General features: G+C 68.3%; 15 protein-coding genes. 10 read left to right on the forward strand and 5 right to left on the reverse strand.

Features of this window, described 5'->3' with window-relative positions; all coding sequences use genetic code 11:
* Positions 1-24: 24 nt before the first annotated feature.
* Positions 25-657: a response regulator transcription factor gene (locus IM725_RS06505; RefSeq protein WP_193779761.1), complete on the reverse strand. Its 633-nt coding sequence runs from the start codon at positions 655-657 to the stop codon at positions 25-27.
* Positions 654-3,191, reverse strand: a complete 2,538-nt coding sequence (locus IM725_RS06510) for a PAS domain S-box protein (protein WP_193779762.1) — start codon at positions 3,189-3,191, stop codon at positions 654-656. Before IM725_RS06510 ends, IM725_RS06505 begins: the two co-directional genes overlap by 4 nt.
* A gap of 236 nt (positions 3,192-3,427) precedes the next feature.
* Between IM725_RS06510 and aceE the strand changes: the two genes are divergently transcribed.
* The 4 genes from aceE to lpdA (IM725_RS06530) are packed head-to-tail and all read left to right on the forward strand — an operon-like array spanning position 3,428 to position 10,294.
* Positions 3,428-6,133, forward strand: coding sequence for a pyruvate dehydrogenase (acetyl-transferring), homodimeric type (gene aceE / locus IM725_RS06515; protein ID WP_193779763.1), 2,706 nt, complete (start codon positions 3,428-3,430; stop codon positions 6,131-6,133).
* Between the two features lie 22 nt (positions 6,134-6,155).
* Complete coding sequence (gene aceF, locus IM725_RS06520; RefSeq protein WP_193779764.1) at positions 6,156-7,823, forward strand: dihydrolipoyllysine-residue acetyltransferase; 1,668 nt, start codon at positions 6,156-6,158, stop codon at positions 7,821-7,823.
* Positions 7,824-7,871: 48 nt separating this feature from the next.
* Entirely contained in the window at positions 7,872-8,462 is a 591-nt protein-coding gene (locus IM725_RS06525; RefSeq protein ID WP_193779765.1) for an Ntn hydrolase family protein, read from the forward strand.
* Between the two features lie 35 nt (positions 8,463-8,497).
* Positions 8,498-10,294: a dihydrolipoyl dehydrogenase gene (gene lpdA, locus IM725_RS06530; RefSeq protein ID WP_193779766.1), complete on the forward strand. Its 1,797-nt coding sequence runs from the start codon at positions 8,498-8,500 to the stop codon at positions 10,292-10,294.
* A gap of 101 nt (positions 10,295-10,395) precedes the next feature.
* Here lpdA (IM725_RS06530) and IM725_RS06535 read toward each other — a convergent pair whose 3' ends face one another.
* The 3 genes from IM725_RS06535 to IM725_RS06545 form a co-directional block, all read right to left on the reverse strand.
* Positions 10,396-10,959 (reverse strand): C40 family peptidase, encoded by a 564-nt coding sequence (locus IM725_RS06535; protein ID WP_193779767.1) that lies wholly within the window; start codon positions 10,957-10,959, stop codon positions 10,396-10,398.
* Between the two features lie 242 nt (positions 10,960-11,201).
* Complete coding sequence (locus IM725_RS06540) at positions 11,202-11,849, reverse strand: response regulator (RefSeq protein WP_193779768.1); 648 nt, start codon at positions 11,847-11,849, stop codon at positions 11,202-11,204.
* Between the two features lie 21 nt (positions 11,850-11,870).
* Positions 11,871-12,971 (reverse strand): hybrid sensor histidine kinase/response regulator, encoded by a 1,101-nt coding sequence (locus IM725_RS06545; protein ID WP_193779769.1) that lies wholly within the window; start codon positions 12,969-12,971, stop codon positions 11,871-11,873.
* Between the two features lie 177 nt (positions 12,972-13,148).
* Here IM725_RS06545 and IM725_RS06550 point away from each other — a divergent pair, with 177 nt between their 5' ends.
* The 6 genes from IM725_RS06550 (at position 13,149) to lpdA (IM725_RS06575) (ending at position 22,244) form a co-directional block, all read left to right on the forward strand.
* Positions 13,149-13,763, forward strand: coding sequence for a diguanylate cyclase domain-containing protein (locus tag IM725_RS06550; protein WP_193779770.1), 615 nt, complete (start codon positions 13,149-13,151; stop codon positions 13,761-13,763).
* 65 nt (positions 13,764-13,828) lie between these two features.
* Positions 13,829-14,431, forward strand: a complete 603-nt coding sequence (locus IM725_RS06555) for an isochorismatase family protein (protein WP_193779771.1) — start codon at positions 13,829-13,831, stop codon at positions 14,429-14,431.
* 60 nt (positions 14,432-14,491) lie between these two features.
* Entirely contained in the window at positions 14,492-16,405 is a 1,914-nt protein-coding gene (locus IM725_RS06560) for a propionate--CoA ligase (protein ID WP_287066603.1), read from the forward strand.
* Positions 16,406-16,574: 169 nt separating this feature from the next.
* Positions 16,575-19,439: a 2-oxoglutarate dehydrogenase E1 component gene (locus IM725_RS06565; RefSeq protein ID WP_193779773.1), complete on the forward strand. Its 2,865-nt coding sequence runs from the start codon at positions 16,575-16,577 to the stop codon at positions 19,437-19,439.
* A 104-nt stretch (positions 19,440-19,543) separates the two neighbouring features.
* Positions 19,544-20,806 carry a 2-oxoglutarate dehydrogenase complex dihydrolipoyllysine-residue succinyltransferase gene (gene odhB, locus IM725_RS06570; protein WP_193779774.1) on the forward strand — a complete coding sequence of 421 codons (1,263 nt, stop codon included), beginning with the start codon at positions 19,544-19,546 and terminating at the stop codon, positions 20,804-20,806.
* 10 nt (positions 20,807-20,816) lie between these two features.
* On the forward strand, positions 20,817-22,244 hold the full coding sequence (gene lpdA / locus IM725_RS06575) for a dihydrolipoyl dehydrogenase (RefSeq protein WP_193779775.1): 1,428 nt from the start codon (positions 20,817-20,819) through the stop codon (positions 22,242-22,244).
* The last annotated feature ends 9 nt before the right edge of the window (positions 22,245-22,253 follow it).

Consider the following 22,253-nt stretch of genomic DNA (forward strand, 5'->3'; position numbering starts at 1 on the left):
AAACGCGGCCCGGGGCCGCGTGCATCAGGAGGTGGCCTTGGCCGGTGTCTGGCCCAGCGCGATCTTGAGCAGGTCGGCGACCGTGTTGGCGTTCAGCTTCTCCATGATGTTGGCGCGGTGCGCCTCCACCGTCTTGATGCTGATGCCCAGGTCGTCGGCGATCTGCTTGTTCAGGCGGCCGGCGACGATGCGCTCCAGCACCTGGGCTTCGCGCGAGGTCAGCTTGGACAGCAGCGCGTCGCGGCTGGCCTGGCTCTGGTATTCGGCGAAGGCGTCCTTGGCGTGCTCGAGCATGCGCTCGACCAGGCTCACCAGTTCGTCTTCCTTGAAGGGCTTCTGGATGAAGTCCATCGCGCCCTTCTTCATGGTGTTCACGGCCATGGGCACGTCGCCGTGGCCGGTGATGAAGACGATGGGCAGGGGCGACTTGCGCTCGATCAGGCGGTCCTGCAGCTCCAGGCCGGTCATGCCGCCCATGCGGATGTCGACGATCAGGCAGGCGACTTCGCGCGGGTCGTAGCGGGAAAGAAAGGATTCGGCCGAGTCGAAGCAGCGGACGCGGTAGTCCTTGCCTTCGAGCAGCCACTGCAGCGAATCGCGCACCGCTTCGTCGTCGTCGACGACGTACACGGTCCCCTTCTTCGGAATCAAACTCATACCGTCACTCCGGCGTTGTGGCCAGCGATGTTGTTCGTGGAGTTGGACACCGGGATCCAGAAGGAGAACCGGCAGCCCGTCACATCCGTCCCATTGTAGATGTTCTCTGCCTTCATCCGGCCCTGGTGCGATTCCACGATGCTGCGGCACAGGTTGAGGCCGATGCCCATGCCTTCGGCCTTGGTGGAGAAGAAGGCTTCGTAGAGCCTGTCCATCACTTCGGGCGCGAGGCCGCGTCCGGAATCGAGCACGCTGAATTCGACCACGGGCTGCTCGCCTTCCTGCCGCGGGATGACGCGCAGCTCCACGCTGCGGGCGGCGGCCGGGCGGTGCGCGGCCTCGATGGATTCGGCCGCGTTCTTCATCAGGTTGACCAGCACCTGCTCGATGAGGATGGGGTCCACCAGCAGGCGCGGCAGGCGGGCCGCCACGTAGTGCGAGAGCCGCACGTTGCGCCGGCGCAGCTCGATCTCCGCCAGCTCCACGGCCTCGTTCACCATCTGCGTCACGTCCGACAGCGTGCGGTTCGGCTCGCTGCGCTTCACGAAGCTGCGGATGCGCTGGATGATCTGCCCGGCGCGCTGGGCCTGGCGCGAGGTCTTCTCCAGCGCGGCCAGCAGGTCGGCCTGCTGGATGTTGCCGCCGTGGATGCGCGAGACCAGGCCGTTGCAGTAGTTGGTGATGGCGGTGAGCGGCTGGTTCAGCTCGTGCGCGACGCTGGAGGCCATCTCGCCCATCGTGATCAGGCGACTGCTGCTCTGGGCGCGCTCGGCCTGCGCCGCGGCCTGTTCCTCGGCATGGCGGCGCGGTGTGATGTCCGTGGCGATCACCATCTGCGCGAGCCGGCCGTCGACCCAGTTCAGGTAGCGCGAGCGCACCTCCAGCCACTTGCCCAGTTCGGGCACGAAGATCTCGGCGTTCTCCGAGCGCGCGCTGGTCAGCGTGCCCGTGGGCAGGCCGGCGAAGGAGTCCACCGCGTCCAGCGATTCGTCGTTGCGCGGCTGCTCGGGCACCCCGGCCTGCGCCACCATCTGCAGGTGGCCCTGGGTGTGCACGCCGAACCACTGGCGGTACAGCTTGTTGGCGAACAGCAGCTCCTCGCTGCCCAGCGGCGCCACCGACACGGAGGCGTCCAGGGCCTCCAGCACGGTGGTGAAGCGCTCGTAGGAGGCCGACAGCTGCTCGCGGATGCGGTTCGGCTCGGTGATGTCCGTCATGGAGGTCATCCAGCCGGTCTGGTGGCCCTTCGCGTCGATCAGGGGCGACACGTAGAGGCGGGCGTCGAACAGGCTGCCGTCCTTGCGCTTGACCCGCATCTGGATGCCGCCCGGCAGGGCGCGGCCATTGAGCTCGTCGTCCAGGCGCTGCGTCAGCACCTCACGGTCGGCCTCCGGCCAGTAGGGGTAGGGCGGTGCGCGGCCCACCAGCTCGGCCTCGGTCCAGCCGGTCATCTGGCAGAAAGCGGCGTTGACGTAGGTGATGCGGCCCTGCATGTCCAGCGCGCGCATGCCGGTGAGCACCGAGTTCTCCATCGCCCGGCGGAAGTTGGTCTCGGAAACCAGGGCCTGCTGCGCCTGCATGCGGCGGCGGGTGTGGCGCCAGTTGGCGATCAGCATCCAGGCCGTCATGGCCGACAGCGCACCCACCAGCCAGAACAGGCCGCTGCCGATCACGCCCAGCGAGGTGCGGTAGGCCTGGGCGCGCAGCACCAGGCCGTTGCCCACCGGGGACACCGGCACCTCGGATTCCACCGGGCGCGCGGCCCAGGGCAGCAGCTTGATGGCCGGCGCCCGTGCCGGCACGCTGTTGCCGGCGATCAGCCGGCCCCGGCCGTCCAGCAGGGCCACGGCGTACTTGGCGGCCACGTCGGCCGGCACCGCGTAGCGCAGCAGCCCGTCGATGGAGTACTCGCCCACGATCACGCCGCCGAACCGGTTCTGGTCGGAGAAGGGCACGTGCAGCTGCAGCAGGCCGTTGCCATCGCTGCCCGGCAGGGGCTGCGAGTACACGGGCTGCAGCAGGTCGCGGGCGAGCGAGTAGATGTTTTCGGTTTCGCCCGGGCGCAGCACTTCGCCGGCGACGAAGAGCTGGTTAGGCGTCACGCTGGGCGCCGCGTAGCTGGCCTTGACCTTGCGGCGCTCGTCGATCCAGGAGATGGACTGCATCTCCGGGTACTGGTTGACCATGGCCTCGGCCCGGGCCATGAAGTCCTCCGGGTCGATTTCCTTGTTGGCGATGTCGCGGGCGATGCGCATCAGCTGTTCCTGCCGCTCCAGCAGGCGCAGGCGAACGCGCTGCTGCGCGTACTCGACGTCGCGCTGCACCGCCTCCTGTTCGCGCTCGGTTTCCTCCAGGCGCAGGTACCAGAAGGCCGACATGATGGCCGCAAGGAAAAGCACCACGGCCGCCAGCGGGGCGAGCATGGCGAAGCGGTCCTGGCGGCCGGGCGTCTGCCGGCGCCACCAGCGCCGCCACCACCCCGGGGTGGCGGGTGCCGGCTCGGCGGCCTCGGCGGCGGGAATCGAGTCTTGCATCACTGGCGAAGTGTAGGGCCGCGCGCCCGGGCTTCCTGGCCGCCGTGGCGACGCGGCGCCTTGGCGATGCGGCTTTCCCTTCCTTCCCTTCCGTCTCTGAAAATCACATTGTGAAATGGCTGCGCACCATTTGAAATATGAGGAAATCTGTGCGACACTCCGCGCCAATCCCGGCCACCGGGACTAAATTCCGTCCAGCCCCCTAAAAAGCGCCGCGCGGCGCGAGGAGACAAGGCATGTCAGCCCAACCCGAGAACCTGTTCGGTTCCTCCGCCAACGATGCGGATTCCCAGGAAACCCGCGAGTGGATCGACGCGCTGTCGGCGGTGATCGCAGCAGAGGGTCGGGAACGCGGCCACTTCCTGCTCGAGCAGCTGCTGGAGCAGGCGCGCCAGGAGGGCATCGACATGCCCTTCTCGGCCACCACCGGCTACGTCAACACCATCGAGCCCGACGACGAGGAACGCTGCCCCGGCAACCTCGAGATCGAGGAACGCCTTCGCGCCTACATGCGCTGGAACGCCATGGCCATGGTGGTCAAGGCCAACCGCCTGCACCCCGAGGACGGCGGTGACCTGGGCGGCCACATCAGCTCCTTCGCTTCGCTGGCGACCATGTTCGGTGCCGGCTTCAACCACTTCTGGCACGGCGAGAGCGAGAACCACGGCGGCGACTGCCTCTACATCCAGGGGCACAGCTCGCCCGGCATCTACGCCCGGGCCTACCTGGAAGGCCGGCTGAGCGACGAGCAGATGCTCAGCTTCCGCCAGGAGGTGGACGGCAAGGGCCTGTCCAGCTACCCGCACCCCAAGCTGATGCCGGGCTTCTGGCAGTTCCCCACCGTGTCCATGGGCCTGGGCCCGCTGATGGCGATCTACCAGGCGCGCTTCCTGAAGTACCTGCACGCCCGCGGCATCGCCAACACCGAGAACCGCAAGGTCTGGGTCTTCTGCGGTGACGGCGAGATGGACGAGGTGGAGAGCCTGGGCGCGATCGGCATGGCCGCGCGCGAGAAGCTGGACAACCTCGTCTTCGTCGTCAACTGCAACCTGCAGCGCCTGGACGGCCCGGTGCGCGGCAACGGCAAGATCATCCAGGAGCTGGAGGGCGAGTTCCGCGGCGCCGGCTGGAACGTGATCAAGCTGATCTGGGGCAGCTACTGGGACCCGCTGCTCGCGCGCGACAAGGAAGGCATCCTGCGCAAGATCATGATGGACACCCTGGACGGCGACTACCAGGCCATGAAGGCGAACGACGGTGCCTTCGTCCGCAAGCACTTCTTCGGCCAGCATCCCAAGGCGCTGGAGATGGTGTCCAAGATGAGCGACGAGGACATCTGGCGCCTCAACCGCGGCGGCCACGACCCACAGAAGGTCTACGCGGCCTACCACCGCGCGGTCAACCACAAGGGCCAGCCCACGGTGCTGCTGATCAAGACCGTGAAGGGCTTCGGCATGGGCAAGGCCGGCGAGGCGAAGAACATCGCCCACCAGGCCAAGAAGCTGACCGACGAGGACATCAAGGCCTTCCGCGACCGCTTCAACATCCCGATCCCGGACGAGAAGCTGGCCGAGATCCCCTTCTACAAGCCGGAAGAGCACACGCCGGAAATGCGCTACCTGCACGAGCGCCGCAAGGCCCTGGGCGGCTACCTGCCCAAGCGCCGCACCAAGGCCGACGAGCAGCTGCACGTGCCGCCGCTGGAGACCTTCAAGGCGGTGCTGGAGCCGACGGCGGAAGGCCGCGAGATCAGCACCACGCAGGCCTACGTGCGCGTGCTGACCACGCTGCTGCGCGACAAAGAGCTGGGCCCGCGCGCGGTGCCCATCCTGGTGGACGAGGCCCGCACCTTCGGCATGGAAGGCCTGTTCCGCCAGATCGGCATCTACAACCCGGAAGGCCAGAAGTACACCCCGCAGGACCGCGACCAGGTCTCCTACTACAAGGAGGACGTGGCCGGCCAGATCCTGCAGGAGGGCATCAACGAGGCTGGCGGCATGGCCAGCTGGATCGCCGCGGCGACGTCGTACTCGACGAACAACCGCATCATGATCCCGTTCTACATCTACTACTCGATGTTCGGCCTGCAGCGCGTGGGCGACCTGGCCTGGGCGGCTGGCGACATGCAGGCGCGGGGCTTCCTGCTGGGCGGCACCTCCGGCCGCACCACGCTGAACGGCGAGGGCCTGCAGCACGAGGACGGCCACAGCCAGGTGCTGGCGTCCACCATCCCGAACTGCCTGAGCTACGACCCCAGCTTCGCGCACGAGGTCGGCGTGATCATGCACAACGGCCTCAAGCGCATGGTGGAGAAGCAGGACAACGTCTTCTACTACCTGACCCTGCTGAACGAGAACTACCCCATGCCCGGCCTGATCCCCGGCACCGAGGAGCAGATCGTCAAGGGCATGTACATGTGCAAGCCCGGCGCCAAGCTGACGCCGCGCGTGCAGCTGCTGGGTTCCGGCTCCATCCTGCGCGAGTCCATCGCCGCCCAGGAACTGCTGGAGAAGGAGTGGGGCGTGGCGGCCGACGTCTGGAGCTGCCCCAGCTTCAACGAGCTGGCCCGCGACGGCCAGGACGCCGAGCGCTGGAACCTGCTGCACCCGACCGAGCCGGCGCGCGTGCCCTTCGTCGCCCAGCAGCTGGAGAAGAACGTGGGCCCGGTGGTGGCATCCACCGACTACATCAAGGCCTTCGCCGAGCAGATCCGCCCCTTCATCCCCAAGGGCCGGACCTACAAGGTGCTGGGCACGGACGGCTTCGGCCGCAGCGATTTCCGCAGCAAGCTGCGCGAGCACTTCGAGATCAACCGCCACTACATCGTGGTCGCGGCCCTGAAGGCGCTGAGCGAGGAGGGCAGCGTGCCCGTGGCCAAGGTCGCCGAGGCCATCAAGAAGTACGGCATCAAGACCGACAAGGTCAACCCGCTGTACGCCTGAGGCCGGACCGGAGAACAAGAACATGGCAACGATCGAAGTGAAGGTTCCCGACATCGGGGACTTCAAGGACGTGGCGGTCATCGAGCTGCTGGTCAAGCCGGGCGACACCGTCAAGCCGGAGCAGTCGCTGGTCACCGTGGAGTCCGACAAGGCCTCGATGGAGATCCCGTCCTCCGCGGGCGGCGTGGTGAAGGAGATGAAGGTCCAGCTGGGCGACAAGGTCAACGAGGGCACGCTGCTGCTGCTGCTGGAGTCCGACACGGCTGCAGCCGCCCCGGCGCCGGCGCCGGCGCCCGCCCAGGCGGCGGCACCCGCGCCTGCGGCCACGCAGGCCCCTGCGGCAGCGCCCGCCGCGGCCGCGGGCCCGGTCGAGGTGCGCGTGCCGGACATCGGCGACTTCAAGGACGTCGCCGTGATCGAGATCCTGGTCAAGCCGGGCGACACGGTCAAGGCCGAGCAGTCGCTTATCACCGTGGAGTCCGACAAGGCCTCGATGGAGATCCCCTCCAGCGCCGCGGGCGTGGTGCGGGAGATCCGCCTGAAGCTGGGCGACAAGGTCAACCAGGGCGACCTGGTGGCGATCCTGGAAGGCGCCGCAGGCGCGGCCGCGCCTGCGCCTGCGGTGCAAGCCCCGGTGCCCGCGCCGGCTGCCCCCGCTGCGCCGGCGCCTGCGGCCGCCGCATCGGTGCCCGCCGCCACGCGCACGCCGCCGACCGCGGCGCTGCCGCCGCACGAGCCGGCCACGCCCAGCGGGACGCTGCCGCATGCCTCGCCCTCGGTGCGCAAGTTCGCGCGCGAGCTGGGCGTGCCCCTGGACGAGGTGAAGGGCACCGGGCCCAAGGGCCGCATCACCGAGCAGGACGTGCATGCGTTCACCAAGGCCGTCATGGCCGGCGAGGCGACCACGCGTGCCGCAGCCGCCCGGGCGCCGGCCTCCGGCGGCACCGGCGGGGAAGCGCTGGGCCTGCTGCCCTGGCCCAAGGTCGACTTCGCCAAGTTCGGCCCGGTGGAGCGCAAGGACGTCGGCCGCATCAAGAAGATCAGCGCCGCCAACCTGCACCGCAACTGGGTGATGATCCCGCACGTCACCAACCATGACGACGCCGACATCACCGAGCTCGAGGCCTTCCGCGTCCAGCTGAACAAGGAAAACGAGAAGTCGGGCGTGAAGGTCACCATGCTGGCCTTCCTCATCAAGGCCTGCGTGGCGGCGCTGAAGAAATTCCCGGACTTCAACAGCTCGCTCGATGGCGAGCAGCTGGTCTACAAGAACTACTGGAACATCGGCTTCGCCGCCGACACGCCCAACGGCCTGGTGGTGCCCGTCATCAAGAACGCCGACCAGAAGGGCATCCTGGCGATCAGCCAGGAGATGTCGGAGCTGGCGAAGAAGGCCAGGGACGGCAAGCTGGGCCCGGCCGACATGCAGGGTGCGACCTTCACGATCTCCTCGCTGGGCGGGATCGGCGGGCGCTACTTCACGCCCATCATCAACGCCCCCGAGGTGGCGATCCTGGGCGTGTGCAAGAGCCAGATGGAGCCGGTGTGGGACGGCAAGCAGTTCCAGCCCCGCCTGATGCTGCCGCTGTCGCTGAGCTGGGACCACCGCGTGATCGATGGTGCATCCGCAGCACGGTTCAACAGTTATCTGGGCGCTATATTGTCGGACTTCCGCCGCACGATGCTGTGATGAACGCGCCGCGTTCCAGCGCGGCCCCACAACACAGCCTACAAGAACATGACGACCGTCGTAGTGGTGAGAAAAGCCGGCCAGATCGCGATCGCGGCCGACACGCTGGTGACCTTCGGCGACACGCGCCTGGCCAACCGGTACGAGGACAACACCAAGATCTTCAAGGTCGACACCGAGATCGGGCCCAGCTACCTGGGCATGGCGGGTACCGTGGCGCACTTCCCGGTGCTGCGCAAGGCCATCGGCTCGATGCCGCGCGAGATCCTGAAGCTCGGCAGCAAGGACGAGGTGTTCGACACCTTCACCAAGCTGCACCCCTACCTCAAGGACAACTTCTTCCTGCAAACCAAGGAAGAGGACAGCGATCCGTACGAGTCCAGCCAGTTCAGCGTGGTCATCGCCAACCCCACCGGCATCTACGGGCTCTACAGCTACCGCGAGGTGTTCGAGTTCAAGGAGTTCTGGGGCATAGGCTCGGGCCGCAGCTTCGCGCTGGGCGCGATGCACGCGGCCTACGCCAAGGCCAAGACCGCCCGCGAGGTGGCCGAGGCCGGGGTGATGGCGGGTTGCGAGTTCGACCGCAACTCCGCGGCCCCGGCTGACATATTCACATTGAAACTGCGCGAGGCCGGCTGAGCGCCCGCGCGAAAAACACATTGGAGGAGAAGCGCATGAGCCAGGTCGAGGTCAAGGTCCCCGACATCGGCGACTTCAAGGATGTCGCGGTGATCGAGTTGCTGGTCCAGCCTGGCGACACGGTGAAGGTTGAGCAGTCGCTCGTCACGGTGGAGAGCGACAAGGCCTCCATGGAGATCCCTTCGTCGCATGCGGGCGTGCTGCGCGAACTGCGGGTCAAGCTGGGCGACAAGGTGAACCAGGGCACCGTGCTGGCCGTGGTGGAGACCTCGGACGCGGCGGGCGCCCCGGCCCCGGCGGCGGCCGCGCCCGTGGCTGCCGCGCCTGCGCCCGCGCCCGCCGCGAAGGCCCCCGCCACGCCGTCCCCGGCCGTGGCGCCCTCGGCCGCCGCGCCCACGGGCGACTTCGATTGCGACATGCTGGTGCTGGGCGCCGGCCCCGGTGGCTACTCCGCCGCCTTCCGGGCGGCCGACCTGGGCATGAAGGTGATCCTGGTCGAGCGCTACGCCACGCTGGGCGGCGTGTGCCTCAACGTGGGCTGCATCCCCTCCAAGGCGCTGCTGCACGTGGCGGCCGTGATGGACGAGGTGAGCCACTTCGAGTCCCTGGGCGTGAGCTTCGGCAAGCCGACGATCGACCTGGACAAGCTGCGCGCGCACAAGTCCAAGGTGGTGGGCAAGCTCACCGGCGGCCTTTCGGCCATGGCCAAGATGCGCAAGGTGACCGTGGTGCGCGGCCTGGGCCAGTTCACCGACGACCACCACGTCGAAGTGCAGGAGACCGAGGGCGCCGGCCAGGCCTTCACCGGCAAGAAGCAGGTCATCAGCTTCCGCCAGTGCATCATCGCCGCCGGTTCGCAGGCGGTGCACCTGCCCTTCATGCCCAAGGACCCGCGGGTGGTCGACTCCACGGGCGCGCTGGAACTGGCCAAGGTGCCCAAGCGCATGCTGATCCTGGGCGGCGGCATCATCGGCCTGGAAATGGGCACGGTGTACTCCACCCTGGGCGCGCGCCTGGACGTGGTGGAGATGCTGGACGGCCTGATGCAGGGCGCCGACCGTGACCTGGTCAAGGTGTGGCAGAAGATGAATGCGCCGCGCTTCGACAACATCATGCTCAAGACGAAGACCGTGGGCGCCGAGGCCACGGCCGACGGCATCCTGGTGCGCTTCGAGGGCGAGCAGGCGCCCAAGGAGCCGCAGCTGTACGACCTGGTGCTGCAGGCGGTGGGCCGCTCGCCCAACGGCAGGAAGATAGGCGCCGAGAAAGCCGGCGTGACGGTGTCCGACCGCGGCTTCATCCCGGTGGACCTGCAGATGCGCACCAACGTGCCGCACATCTTCGCCATCGGCGACCTCGTGGGCCAGCCCATGCTGGCGCACAAGGCGGTGCACGAGGGCCACGTCGCGGCCGAGGCGGCGGCCGGCCAGAAGGTGGCCTTCGAGGCCCGCGTCATCCCCAGCGTGGCCTACACCGACCCCGAGGTGGCCTGGGTGGGCCTGACCGAGGACCAGGCCAAGGCCCAGGGCATCGCGGTCAAGAAGGGCCTGTTCCCCTGGACGGCGTCCGGCCGCGCAATCGCCAACGGGCGCGACGAGGGCTTCACCAAGCTGCTGTTCGACGCCGAGTCGCATCGCATCCTGGGTGGCGGCATCGTGGGCACCCATGCCGGCGACATGATCGGCGAGGTGGCCCTGGCCATCGAGATGGGCGCGGACGAGGTGGACATCGGCAAGACCATCCACCCGCACCCCACGTTGGGCGAGAGCATCGGCCTGGCGGCGGAAGCGGCCCACGGCAGCTGCACCGACCTACCGCCCCCGCGGCGCTGAGCGCGCGTTCGCAAAAGCGAAAAGGGCGGCCTGGGCCGCCCTTTGTCCTTGTCGTCAGAAGCGGACCGGACCGCCCGTTGCAGTGACCTGGGGGTCGCCCGTCAGGGGGTGGGCCGGCTGGTCGCGGAATCGTCGGTGCCGAAGCCCAGCACGCGGCGGGCGCCGTCGAAGCGGCGCTGCCAGTAGGAGCCGTTCATGCTTTCGACCCGCACTTCCGCGCCGGGCTTGGGGGAGTGGATGAACTTGCCGTCGCCCACGTAGATGCCCACGTGGCTGAAGGCGCGGCGCATGGTGTTGAAGAACACCAGGTCACCGGGCTGCAGGTCCTTCTTGTCGATCTGCTGGGTCGCGGCGGCCTGCTGCTCGGCCTTGCGCGGCAGGATGAGACCCACGGTGCGCTCGTACATGGAGCGCACGAAGCCGCTGCAGTCGAAACCCGATTGTTCGTTGTTGCCGCCCCGGCGGTAGGGTACGCCCAGGAACCCCATGGCCGTCATGACCAGTTCCGACGTGCGGTCCGCGACGGAGCTGCGCATCTGGTCGAGCTGGGTGAGCAGGCCCTTGTCGGCCAGCAGGCGCGTCATCTCGTCATCCGGCGGATTCGCCGGGGCAGCCTGCGCAGCCAGGGCCACACAGGTGAGGAGAATGAAAGGCCATTTGCTCATGAGGGGCGAGAATAGCTGGGCTTGAGCTGAGAAGTCAAGTGAAGTTGAGAATGTAACTTGTTGATTCCAAAGGATCTGTGCTGAATTCCGGGAAATCCCGGGTTTATCGTCAGATCGTCAGGAGCGCATGCAAGACCCGGGCCAGATGCGCGCCTTGCGGCTTGGGAGCGCACCGGGAAAGGGGCGGGGCCGACATCGGCTGCGGCATGCCCGGGCGGCCCATGCCGCCGCGGCAGCGCGGTTCAGGGCTTGATCAGGCCCTTGCGGACGGCGTAGAGCGTCAGGCTGGCGATGTCGTTCAGGCGCAGCCGCTCCATGATGCGGGCCCGGTGCACGTCCACCGTCTTGGGCGAAAGCCCGAGCTCGAAGGCGATCTCCTTGGAGGCCCGGCCCTGTGCGATCAGCTTCAGGATCTCCACCTGCCGGTGCGTGAGCTCATCGTCCACGGTGGGCTCCGAGGGCTGCAGCAGGCGCTGGGCGATGGCCGGGCTGAAGTAGCTGCCGGTGGCCATGACCGAGCGCACGGCCTGCTCGAGCTCGAAGGGCGGGGCGTCCTTCATCAGGTAGCCGCAGGCGCCGTTGGCCACCGCGCGCTTGACGAAGTCCACGGTGTCGTACATGGACAGCACCAGCATGCGCACCTCGGGGTGCGTCTCGTGGATGTGGGCGATGGCGGTGATGCCGTCCATGCCGGGCATGGAGATGTCGGTCATGACGACATCCGGGTTCAGGCTTTCCACGAGGGTGATCAACTCCTTGCCGTCGCGGGCCTCGGCGATGACGTCCACGCCCTCGACCAGGGACAGCAGCGCCTTGATCCCCGAGCGGACCAGGTCATGGTCATCGGCCAGGACCACGCGGATGGGAGCGGCGGCAGCAGTTTTCTTCATGACCCCCGGATGGTAGCGCGACTACAGCACGGCACGTAGGGTGACGCCCCGGCCGGGCGAGGTCCGCAGCCAGAAGCGGCCGCCGGCCAGTTCGGTGCGCTCGATCATGCCGTACAGGCCCACGTTGCGTTCGCTGGGCTGCTGGCCCAGGACGGCGGCCTTGTCGAAGCCCACGCCGTCGTCCGCGACCACCACGCCGATGCGTCCTTGCGCAAGGAAGCGCAGCCTGACGTGGACGCGGCTGGCCCGGGCATGGCGTATCACGTTGGTCAGCGCCTCCTGCACCAGCCGCAGGGCGACCGCTGCGCTCTCGTCCAGCTGGGCGGGCGCGGGCTCGGTGCCCCGCACGTCGACCTCGAAGGCCAGGCCCGCGGGTTCGGCGACGCGCTGGACGGCGGACTGCGTGGCGGCCACCAGGCCCAGCAGGTCCAGTTGCGCCGGGCGCAGGGAGAAGGAGAGGGTCTTGAGCTGCGAGACCGCGCCGTGCGCCATCTGGACCGCCGTCTCCGTGTGCTGGCGGCTCTGTTCCGGGGTCGCGGCGCGCTGGGCGGCATGCAGGTGGATCACCATGCCGGTCAGGGTCTGGCCGAGGTGGTCGTGCAATTCACGCGAGATCAGGCTGCGTTCGCGTTCCTGGGCGACCACCAGGCGCGCGGAGAGCTTCTTGAGCCGCCGGTAGGCTTCTTCCAGTTCCCGGCTCAGGCGCTCCTGCTCCAGCGCGCGCTGCCGTTCGGCCATCACGCGGCCGATGATCTGGGGCAGGGTGCCCAGCTTGTCCTTGGTGAGGTAGTCCTTGGCGCCGCAGCGCAGCACGTGCACCGCCGCTTCCTCGCCGATGGCGCGCGTGACCACCACCAGCGGCGTCGAGCAGCGCCTGGCGACCAGGATCTGCAGCGCCGCATAGGGCGAGAAGCGCGGCATGTTGAAGTCGCACAGGATGACGTCGTGCTCATCCTCCAGGGCGGCCGCGAAGCCCTTCGCGTCGTCCACACGCTGCAGGACGTAACGGCGCTGGGGGTCCGCCCGTTCGAGCGCGATGCCCATGAGCTCCACGTCGTCGGGGTTGTCCTCGACGCAAAGGAGCCGGATGGGCTGGGCGGGGGTCACCTCGTGGGTCTGCATGGGGGGTGCGAGGAAGACTCGCCGGCCGGAATGATCGCGCTTGTAACAGGACGTGGCTTAGGGAATTTTCTTAACGTCACAGTCTGCATGGCTCAAGCCCGCATGGACGTCACATGGTTTCATTGCTCTATGGAAATCGCTGTCGTCTGTCCCGATACGCCGCAAGGCCATGAGGCCGTGGCTCGCCCCCGTCCCCAGGCCTGGCTGCGCAAGGTCAGCCGGCTGTGGCAGCGCCCGGCCCCGCAGGGCGAGGCGCTGGACCCGTCCACCGGCCTGCTCTCGGCCGAGGCCCTGCGCCAGCGCGCCGCCCCCCTGCTGGCGGCGGGGTCCGCGCCCGTCACCGTGGTGCTGTTCGAACTCGGTGACCTGCGCGAGGTGCGCGAGATCTACGGGCAACGGGTGCGCCGCGCGATCATGCAGCAGTGGGTGCGCAAGCTGCGCGCGGCAGCGGGCCACCGCGGCCTGGCCGCCCGCACTGGCGCCGAGCAGTTCCTGCTGGTGCTGCCGGGCACCAGCCCTGAACAGGCCCAGCCCCTGCTGGCGCGCCACGTGGGCAGCCCGCCGCGGCTGGAGTTCGATCCGCGTGGCCTGGAACTGGTGCTGGTGCCCGACATGGTGATCGAGGTGGCCGCCGAGGACGAACGCGACATCCAGCCCATCCATGCGCGCTTGCATGCCGCCCTGGAAGCGCAGCGCGAGGCCGAGCGCCGCCGCCAGCACTACCTGGAGCTGGAGCGGGCCCGCCATTCCCGGCCCATGCCCATGCTGGTGCCGGCGCGCCGCCGCCGCTGATTCCGGCCTCCGGGCTGTGTAAAACTCGGGCCCGGCGCGAGCTCGCGCGCCGCCACAGGACCCCCATGCTTCTAGACGCCGACGACTGCCAGCTGGTGCTGGTCGACTACCAGGCCCGCCTCATGCCCGCGATCCAGGGCGGTGGCGAGGTGACCCGCAACGCCTGGCGCCTGGCCCGCCTCGCCGCCGCGATGGAGGTGCCCGCCTGGGGCACCGAGCAGAACCCCGCCGGGCTGGGCGAGAACCCGCCCGAACTCAAGGCGCTGTGCCGCCGCACCCTGCCCAAGATGCATTTCAGCGCCGTCGCCGAGGGCCTGCTCGACTGGCTGCGCCCGCCGGCCCGGCCGGCCTCGGGCAACGCGCGCAGCCTGCCGCGGCACCTGCAGAAGCCGCAGGCGGCGCCCGAGCCGCGCGCCTCCATCGTGATCGCCGGCTGCGAAGCCCATGTCTGCCTGCTGCAGACCGCGCTGGACCTGCTGGAGGAGGAGTTCGAGGTCTGGGTGGTGACCGATGCCTGCGGCTCCCGCACGGAGCGCAACCGCGACGCCGCCTTCGACCGCCTGGCCGGCGCCGGCTGCGAGCTGGTCACCACCGAAATGGTGGCCTTCGAGTGGCTGCGCAGCTGCGAGCACCCGGAATTCAAGGAAATCCTGGGACTCATCAAGTAACCCGGGGTTTCTGGCCCGGCCGTCAGCTTGGGGCAAGCCCCGGGCCGACAATCTTCCGCGATAACGCAGGAGACAAGGATGAGCACATTCGCGGAGTTCCATCGCCGGTCCATCGAGGACCGGGATGCCTTCTGGTCCGAACAGGCCCGGCTGGTCGACTGGCAGACGCCGCCCCGGGTGATCTGCGATGACAGCCGGCCGCCGTTCGCGAACTGGTTCGTCGGCGGGCGGACCAACCTGTGCCACAACGCGGTCGACCGCCACCTGAAGGACCGGGCCGACCAGCCGGCGCTCATCTTCGTGTCCACCGAGACGGAGCAGGAGCGTGTCTACACCTTCCGCGAACTGCACGAGAACGTGCAACGCGCGGCGGCGGCCCTGCTGGCGCTGGGCGTGAAGAAGGGCGACCGGGTGCTGGTGTACATGCCCATGATCGCCGAAGCCTGCTTCACCATGCTGGCCTGCGCCCGCATCGGTGCCATCCATTCCGTGGTCTTCGGCGGCTTCGCCTCGGTCTCGCTGGCCTCGCGCATCGAGGACGCGCAGCCCCGCCTGATCGTGAGCGCCGACGCGGGCTCGCGGGCCGGCAAGGTGGTGCCCTACAAGCCGCTGCTGGACGAGGCGATCCGCCTGTCCACGCACAAGCCCGAGGCCGTGCTGCTGGTCAACCGCGGGCTGGCAGCGATGGAGACCGTGCCGGGCCGCGACCATGACTGGGCCGAGCGCCTCGCCGCCGCCGGCGGCACCGTGGTGCCCTGCGAGTGGCTGGAATCCACCGAGATCAGCTACACCATCTACACCAGCGGAACAACCGGCCGGCCCAAGGGCGTGCAGCGTGACGTGGGCGGTTACGCCGTCGCGCTGGCCGCCAGCATGAAGCACATCTTCATGGGCGAGCCGGGCGAGACCTTCTTCTCCACCAGCGACATCGGCTGGGTGGTGGGCCACAGCTACATCATCTACGGGCCGCTGATCGCCGGCATGGCCACCATCATGTACGAGGGCCTGCCGATCCGCCCCGACGCGGGCATCTGGTGGCGCCTGGTCGAGAAGTACAAGGTGACCGGCATGTTCAGCGCGCCCACGGCCGTGCGCGTGCTCAAGAAGCAGGATCCGGCCTGGCTGTCGAAGTACGACCTGTCCTCGCTCAAGGCCCTGTTCCTGGCCGGCGAGCCGCTGGACGAGCCCACCGCGCGCTGGATCAGCGAGGGCCTGGGCGTGCCCATCATCGACAACTACTGGCAGACCGAGAGCGGCTGGCCCATCCTCACGGTGGCCAACGGCATCGAGAAGATGCCCAGCAAGTTCGGCAGCCCGGGCGTGCCCATGTGCGGCTACCGCGTGAAGCTGCTGCACGAGAGCACCGGCGAGGAGCTGACCGTGCCTGGCGAGAAGGGCGTGGTGGTGATCGAGGGCCCGACCCCGCCCGGCTTCATGCAGACCATCTGGCGCGACGACGAGCGCTTCGTGAAGACCTACTGGCAGAGCATCCCCGGCAAGATGGTCTACAGCACCTTCGACTGGGGCATACGCGACGCCGACGGCTACTACTACATCCTGGGCCGCACCGACGACGTGATCAACGTCGCCGGCCACCGCCTGGGCACGCGCGAGATCGAGGAGAGCATCTCCAGCCACCCCAACGTCGCCGAGGTGGCGGTGGTGGGCGTGGCCGACAACCTCAAGGGCCAGGTGGCCATGGCCTTCGTCGTCGCCAAGGACAGCAGCGGCCTGGACGACGCCGCTGCCCGCCTCAGGCTCGAAGGCGACATCATGAAACTGGTCGACACCCAGCTCGGCGCCGTGGCCCGGCCCTCGCGGGTGCTGGTCCTGAACATGCTGCCCAAGACGCGCAGCGGCAAGCTGCTGCGGCGGGCCATCCAGGCGGTGGCCGAGGGGCGCGACCCGGGTGACCTCACCACCATCGAGGACCCGACAGCCCTGCAGCAGATCAAGGACCTGCTGACCGCCTGAATGAGGAGGGCCTCGGAAAGGTGCATCAGGGAGAACCCTGTGGCACAATCCCAAGGCAACCTTCGGCCCTTCCAGCCACAGTCGCATCCGCCATTCGGTTCAGCCGTGTCGCGGAAGGTTTCCCAACCAGCTAAAGCCTCCTGAAGGGGGGCGGAAAGTAGCGAATCGAATGAGCGACCAAAGCTCCGTCTACACGGCCTACCAGGGCAATTCGTACCTCTTCGGCGGCAACGCGCCCTATGTCGAGGAAATGTACGAGAACTACCTGGCCAACCCCGGCAGCGTTCCCGACAACTGGCGCGAATATTTCGACGCCCTCCAGCACGTGCCCGCCGTCGACGGCAGCACGGCCAAGGACGTTCCCCACCTGCCCGTCATCAACGCCTTCGCCGAGCGCGCGAAGCAGGGCGGCACCCGCGTGGTCATGGCCAACGCGGACGCCGAGATGGGCAAGAAGCGCACCGCCGTCCAGCAGCTGATCGCCGCCTACCGCAACGTGGGCCAGCGCTGGGCCGACCTGGACCCGCTCAAGCGCACCGAGCGCCCGCAGATCCCCGAGCTGGAGCCCTCGTTCTACGGCCTGAACGACGCCGACCAGGAAACCGTCTTCGACACCGGCAACACCTTCTTCGGCAAGGACCGCATGAGCCTGCGCGAGCTGCTGAACGCGCTGCGCGAGACCTACTGCGGCACCATTGGCGCGGAGTTCATGCACACCACCAACCAGGCGCAGAAGCGCTGGTGGCAGCAGAAGCTGGAAAGCATCCGCAGCAAGCCGAACTTCAGTGCCGAAAAGAAGAAGCACATCCTCGAGCGCCTGACCGCTTCCGAGGGCCTGGAGCGCTACCTGCACACCAAGTACGTGGGGCAGAAGCGCTTCTCGCTGGAAGGCGGCGAAAGCTTCATCGCCTCCATGGACGAACTCATCCAGCTGGCCGGCGCACGCGGCGTGCAGGAGATCGTGATCGGCATGGCCCACCGCGGCCGCCTGAACGTCCTGGTGAACACGCTGGGCAAGATGCCCAAGGACCTGTTCGCCGAGTTCGACCACACCGCGCCGGAAGAGCTGCCTGCCGGTGACGTGAAGTACCACCAGGGCTTCAGCTCGGACGTGTCCACCCCCGGCGGCCCGGTCCACCTGTCGCTGGCCTTCAACCCCTCCCACCTGGAAATCGTCAACCCGGTGGTCGAGGGCTCGGTGCGCGCCCGCATGGACCGCCGCGACGACAAGGTCGGCGCGCAGGTGCTGCCGGTGCTGGTGCACGGCGACGCGGCCTTCGCCGGCCAGGGCGTCAACCAGGAGACCTTCGCGCTCTCCGAGACCCGCGGCTACAGCACGGGCGGCACGGTGCACCTGATCATCAACAACCAGATCGGCTTCACCACCTCCGACCCGCGCGACCTGCGCTCCACGCTGTACTGCACCGACATCGTCAAGATGATCGAGTCGCCGGTGCTGCACGTGAACGGGGACGACCCGGAAGCCGTGGTGCTGGCCACCCAGCTCGCGCTGGAGTTCCGCCTCGAGTTCCGCAAGGACGTGGTGCTGGACATCATCTGCTACCGCAAGCTGGGCCACAACGAGCAGGACACGCCCTCGCTCACCCAGCCGCTGATGTACAAGAAGATCGCGGCCCACCCGGGCACCCGCAAGCTGTACGCCGACAAGCTGGCCAAGCAGGGCCTGGGCGATTCGCTGGGCGACGAGATGGTCAAGGCCTACCGCGCCGCCATGGACGCCGGCAAGCACACGGTGGACCCGGTCATCTCCAACTACAAGAGCAAGTACGCGGTCGACTGGTCGCCCTACCTGAACAAGAAGTGGGTGGACAACGCCGACACCGCGATTCCGCTCACCGAGTGGAAGCGCCTGGCCGAGCGCGTCACCCACATCCCCGAGAACATCACGCCGCACCCCCTGGTCAAAAAGGTGCTGGACGACCGCGCCGCCATGGGCCGCGGCGAGGTCAACGTGGACTGGGGCATGGGCGAGCACATGGCCTTCGCCTCGCTGGTCGCCTCGGGCTACCCGGTGCGCCTGTCGGGCGAGGATTCCGGCCGCGGCACCTTCACGCACCGCCACGCCGTGATCCACGACCAGAACCGCGAGAAGTGGGACGTGGGCACCTACGTGCCGCTGCAGAACGTGGCTGACAACCAGGCCCCGTTCGTCGTCATCGACTCCATCCTGTCCGAAGAGGCGGTGCTGGGCTTCGAGTACGGCTACGCCTCCAACGACCCCAACACCCTGGTCATCTGGGAAGCGCAGTTCGGCGACTTCGCCAACGGCGCCCAGGTGGTGATCGACCAGTTCATCGCCTCCGGCGAAGTGAAGTGGGGCCGCGTCAACGGCATCACGCTGATGCTGCCGCACGGCTACGAAGGGCAGGGGCCCGAGCACAGCTCGGCGCGCCTGGAGCGCTTCATGCAGCTGTCGGCCGACACCAACATGCAGGTCTGCCAGCCGACCACGGCCAGCCAGATCTTCCACCTGCTGCGCCGGCAGATGGTGCGTCCGCTGCGCAAGCCGCTGATCATCATGACGCCCAAGTCGCTGCTGCGGAACAAGGACGCCACCTCGCCGGTGTCGGACTTCACCCGCGGCGGCTTCCAGACCGTCATCCCGGAGCACAAGGAGCTCAAGGCCGAGAAGGTCAAGCGCATCGTGGTCTGCTCGGGCAAGGTCTACTACGACCTGGCCAAGAAGCGCGAGGAATTGGGTGCCGAAGTCGCGATCCTGCGCGTGGAGCAGCTCTATCCGTTCCCGCACAAGGCCTTCGCCGCCGAACTCAAGAAGTACCCCAACGCGACCGAGGTCGTGTGGTGCCAGGACGAACCGCAGAACCAGGGCGCCTGGTTCTTCGTGCAGCACTACATCCACGAGAACATGGCCGAAGGGCAGAAGCTGGGCTATGCCGGCCGCGCCGCGTCGGCCTCGCCGGCCGTGGGCTATTCGCACCTGCACCAGGAGCAGCAGAAGGCGCTCGTGGAAGCGGCCTTCGGCAAGCTCAAGGGCTTCGTACTGACCAAGTGAACGGCCTGCCGGCCCGGTGCCGCGGCGGATGACCCCGGGTCGTCCGCCGCCGCGCCCAGGCCCGGCCCAGGCGCACCCCCTACACAGAATCCAGGAACAAGAAAATGGCTATCGTTGACGTGAAGGTCCCCCAGCTGTCCGAGTCGGTGGCGGAAGCGACCCTCCTTGCGTGGAAGAAGAAGCCCGGCGACGCCGTGGCGCAGGACGAGATCCTGATCGAGATCGAGACCGACAAGGTCGTGCTGGAAGTGCCCGCGCCGGCTGCCGGCGTGCTGGCCGAGGTGCTGCAGGGCGACGGCGCGACCGTGGTCGCCGACCAGCTGATCGCGAAGATCGACACCGAAGGCAAGGCCGGTGCCGCCGCGCCCGCCCCGGCCGCCGCCGCGCCGGCTGCCGCAGCCCCCGCGCCCGCAGCCGCGGCAGCCGCCACGGGCGGTGCCAGGTCCGACATCGCGATGCCCGCCGCGGCCAAGCTGATGGCCGACAACAACCTGGCGGCCGGTTCGGTCGCCGGCACCGGCCGCGACGGCCGCGTGACCAAGGGCGACGTGCTGGGCGCGATCGCGGGCGGCGCCAAGCCGGCCGTGGCCGCACCGGTGGCGGCCCCTGCCGCCGCGCGCCCGGCGCTGGCCCAGGTGGCCGCGCCCGCCGGCATGGACCTGGGCGATCGCCCGGAGCAGCGCGTGCCCATGAGCCGCCTGCGCGCCCGTGTCGCCGAGCGCCTGCTGCAGTCGCAGTCCACCAACGCCATCCTGACCACCTTCAACGAGGTGAACATGGCCCCGGTGATGGAGATGCGCAAGCGCTTCCAGGAGAAGTTCGAGAAGGAGCACGGCGTCAAGATCGGCTTCATGTCCTTCTTCGTGAAGGCCGCGGTGCACGCGCTCAAGAAGTACCCGGTGCTCAACGCCTCGGTGGACGGCAACGACATCGTCTACCACGGCTACTTCGACATCGGCATCGCGGTGGGTTCGCCGCGCGGCCTGGTGGTGCCCATCCTGCGCAACGCCGACCAGATGAGCTTCGCCGACATCGAGAAGAAGATCGCCGAGTTCGGCGCCAAGGCGCGCGACGGCAAGCTGGGCATTGAGGAGATGACCGGCGGCACCTTCTCCATCTCCAACGGCGGCGTGTTCGGCTCCATGCTGTCCACCCCCATCATCAACCCGCCGCAATCGGCCATTCTGGGCGTGCACGCCACCAAGGACCGCGCCGTGGTGGAGAACGGCCAGGTGGTGGTCCGCCCGATCAACTACCTCGCGATGTCCTACGACCACCGCATCATCGACGGCCGCGAGGCCGTGCTGGGCCTGGTCGCCATGAAGGAAGCGCTGGAAGACCCGGCGCGCCTGCTGTTCGACATCTGAGGAACGCACCATGAGCCAGAATTTCGACGTCGTCGTCATCGGCGGCGGCCCCGGCGGCTACATCGCCGCCATCCGCGCCGCCCAGCTGGGCTTCAAGGTCGCCTGCATCGACGAGTGGAAGAACGCCCAGGGCGGTCCCGCCCCCGGCGGCACCTGCACCAACGTGGGCTGCATCCCTTCGAAGGCGCTGCTGCAGTCCTCCGAGCACTATGAGCACGCGGGCAAGCACTTCGCCGAGCACGGCATCTCGGTGTCGGGCCTGGGCCTGGACGTGGCGAAGATGCTGGGCCGCAAGGACCAGGTGGTCAAGCAGAACAACGACGGCATCCTCTACCTGTTCAAGAAGAACAAGGTCAGCTTCTTCCACGGCCGCGGCTCCTTCGTGAAGCAGGCCGAGGGCGGCTGGGAGATCGCGGTCGCCGGCGACAAGCCCGAGACCCTGGTCGGCAAGCACGTCATCGTGGCCACGGGCTCCAACGCCCGTGCGCTGCCCGGCGTGCCCTTCGACGAGGAGCGCGTGCTCTCCAACGACGGCGCGCTGCGCATTCCCGACGTGCCGAAGAAGCTGGCGCTGATCGGCTCCGGCGTGATCGGCCTGGAGATGGGCTCGGTCTGGCGCCGCCTGGGCGCCGAGGTGACGGTGCTGGAAGCGCTGCCCACCTTCCTGGGCGCGGTGGACGAGCAGATCGCCAAGGAAGCCAAGAAGGCCTTCGACAAGCAGGGCCTGAAGATCGAGCTGGGCGTGAAGGTGGGCGAGGTCAAGGCCGGCGCCAAGGGCGTGAAGATCGCCTACACCAATGCCAAGGGCGAGGCCCAGTCGCTGGACGTGGACCGCCTGATCGTCTCGATCGGCCGCGTGCCCAACACCAACGGGTTGAACACCGCGGCAGTGGGCCTGCAGCTGGACGAGCGCGGCGCCATCGTGGTGGATGCCGACTGCCGCACCAACCTGGCCAACGTCTGGGCGGTGGGCGACGTGGTGCGCGGCCCCATGCTGGCGCACAAGGCCGAGGAAGAGGGCGTGGCCGTGGCCGAGCGCATCGCCGGCCAGCACGGGCACGTCAACTTCAACACCATCCCCTGGGTGATCTACACCCACCCGGAGATCGCGTGGGTGGGCCGCACCGAGCAGCAGCTCAAGGCCGACGGCGTGAAGTACAAGGCCGGCACCTTCCCCTTCCTCGCCAACGGCCGCGCGCGCGCCCTGGGCGACACGACCGGCATGGTCAAGTTCCTGGCGGACGCCGCCACGGACGAGATCCTGGGCGTGCACATCGTCGGCCCCATGGCCAGCGAGCTGATCTCCGAGGCCGTGGTGGCCATGGAGTTCCGTGCCTCGTCGGAGGACATCGCGCGCATCTGCCACGCCCATCCCTCGCTCTCCGAGGCGACCAAGGAAGCGGCGCTGGCGGTCGACAAGCGCACCCTGAACTTCTGACGCCGGACC

The sequence above is a fragment of the Ramlibacter aquaticus genome (assembly GCF_015159745.1).
In the GTDB taxonomy this organism is placed as follows: Bacteria; Pseudomonadota; Gammaproteobacteria; order Burkholderiales; family Burkholderiaceae_C; genus Ramlibacter; species Ramlibacter aquaticus.

Bases quoted from the DNA above. Each gene is read 5' to 3' on its own strand.
- IM725_RS06505 (WP_193779761.1), bottom strand. From the start codon at position 657: ATGAGTTTGATTCCGAAGAAGGGGACCGTGTACGTCGTCGACGACGAC.
- IM725_RS06510 (WP_193779762.1), bottom strand. From the start codon at position 3,191: ATGCAAGACTCGATTCCCGCCGCCGAGGCCGCCGAGCCGGCACCCGCC.
- aceE (WP_193779763.1), top strand. From the start codon at position 3,428: ATGTCAGCCCAACCCGAGAACCTGTTCGGTTCCTCCGCCAACGATGCG.
- aceF (WP_193779764.1), top strand. From the start codon at position 6,156: ATGGCAACGATCGAAGTGAAGGTTCCCGACATCGGGGACTTCAAGGAC.
- IM725_RS06525 (WP_193779765.1), top strand. From the start codon at position 7,872: ATGACGACCGTCGTAGTGGTGAGAAAAGCCGGCCAGATCGCGATCGCG.
- lpdA (WP_193779766.1), top strand. From the start codon at position 8,498: ATGAGCCAGGTCGAGGTCAAGGTCCCCGACATCGGCGACTTCAAGGAT.
- IM725_RS06535 (WP_193779767.1), bottom strand. From the start codon at position 10,959: ATGAGCAAATGGCCTTTCATTCTCCTCACCTGTGTGGCCCTGGCTGCG.
- IM725_RS06540 (WP_193779768.1), bottom strand. From the start codon at position 11,849: ATGAAGAAAACTGCTGCCGCCGCTCCCATCCGCGTGGTCCTGGCCGAT.
- IM725_RS06545 (WP_193779769.1), bottom strand. From the start codon at position 12,971: ATGCAGACCCACGAGGTGACCCCCGCCCAGCCCATCCGGCTCCTTTGC.
- IM725_RS06555 (WP_193779771.1), top strand. From the start codon at position 13,829: ATGCTTCTAGACGCCGACGACTGCCAGCTGGTGCTGGTCGACTACCAG.
- IM725_RS06565 (WP_193779773.1), top strand. From the start codon at position 16,575: ATGAGCGACCAAAGCTCCGTCTACACGGCCTACCAGGGCAATTCGTAC.
- odhB (WP_193779774.1), top strand. From the start codon at position 19,544: ATGGCTATCGTTGACGTGAAGGTCCCCCAGCTGTCCGAGTCGGTGGCG.
- lpdA (WP_193779775.1), top strand. From the start codon at position 20,817: ATGAGCCAGAATTTCGACGTCGTCGTCATCGGCGGCGGCCCCGGCGGC.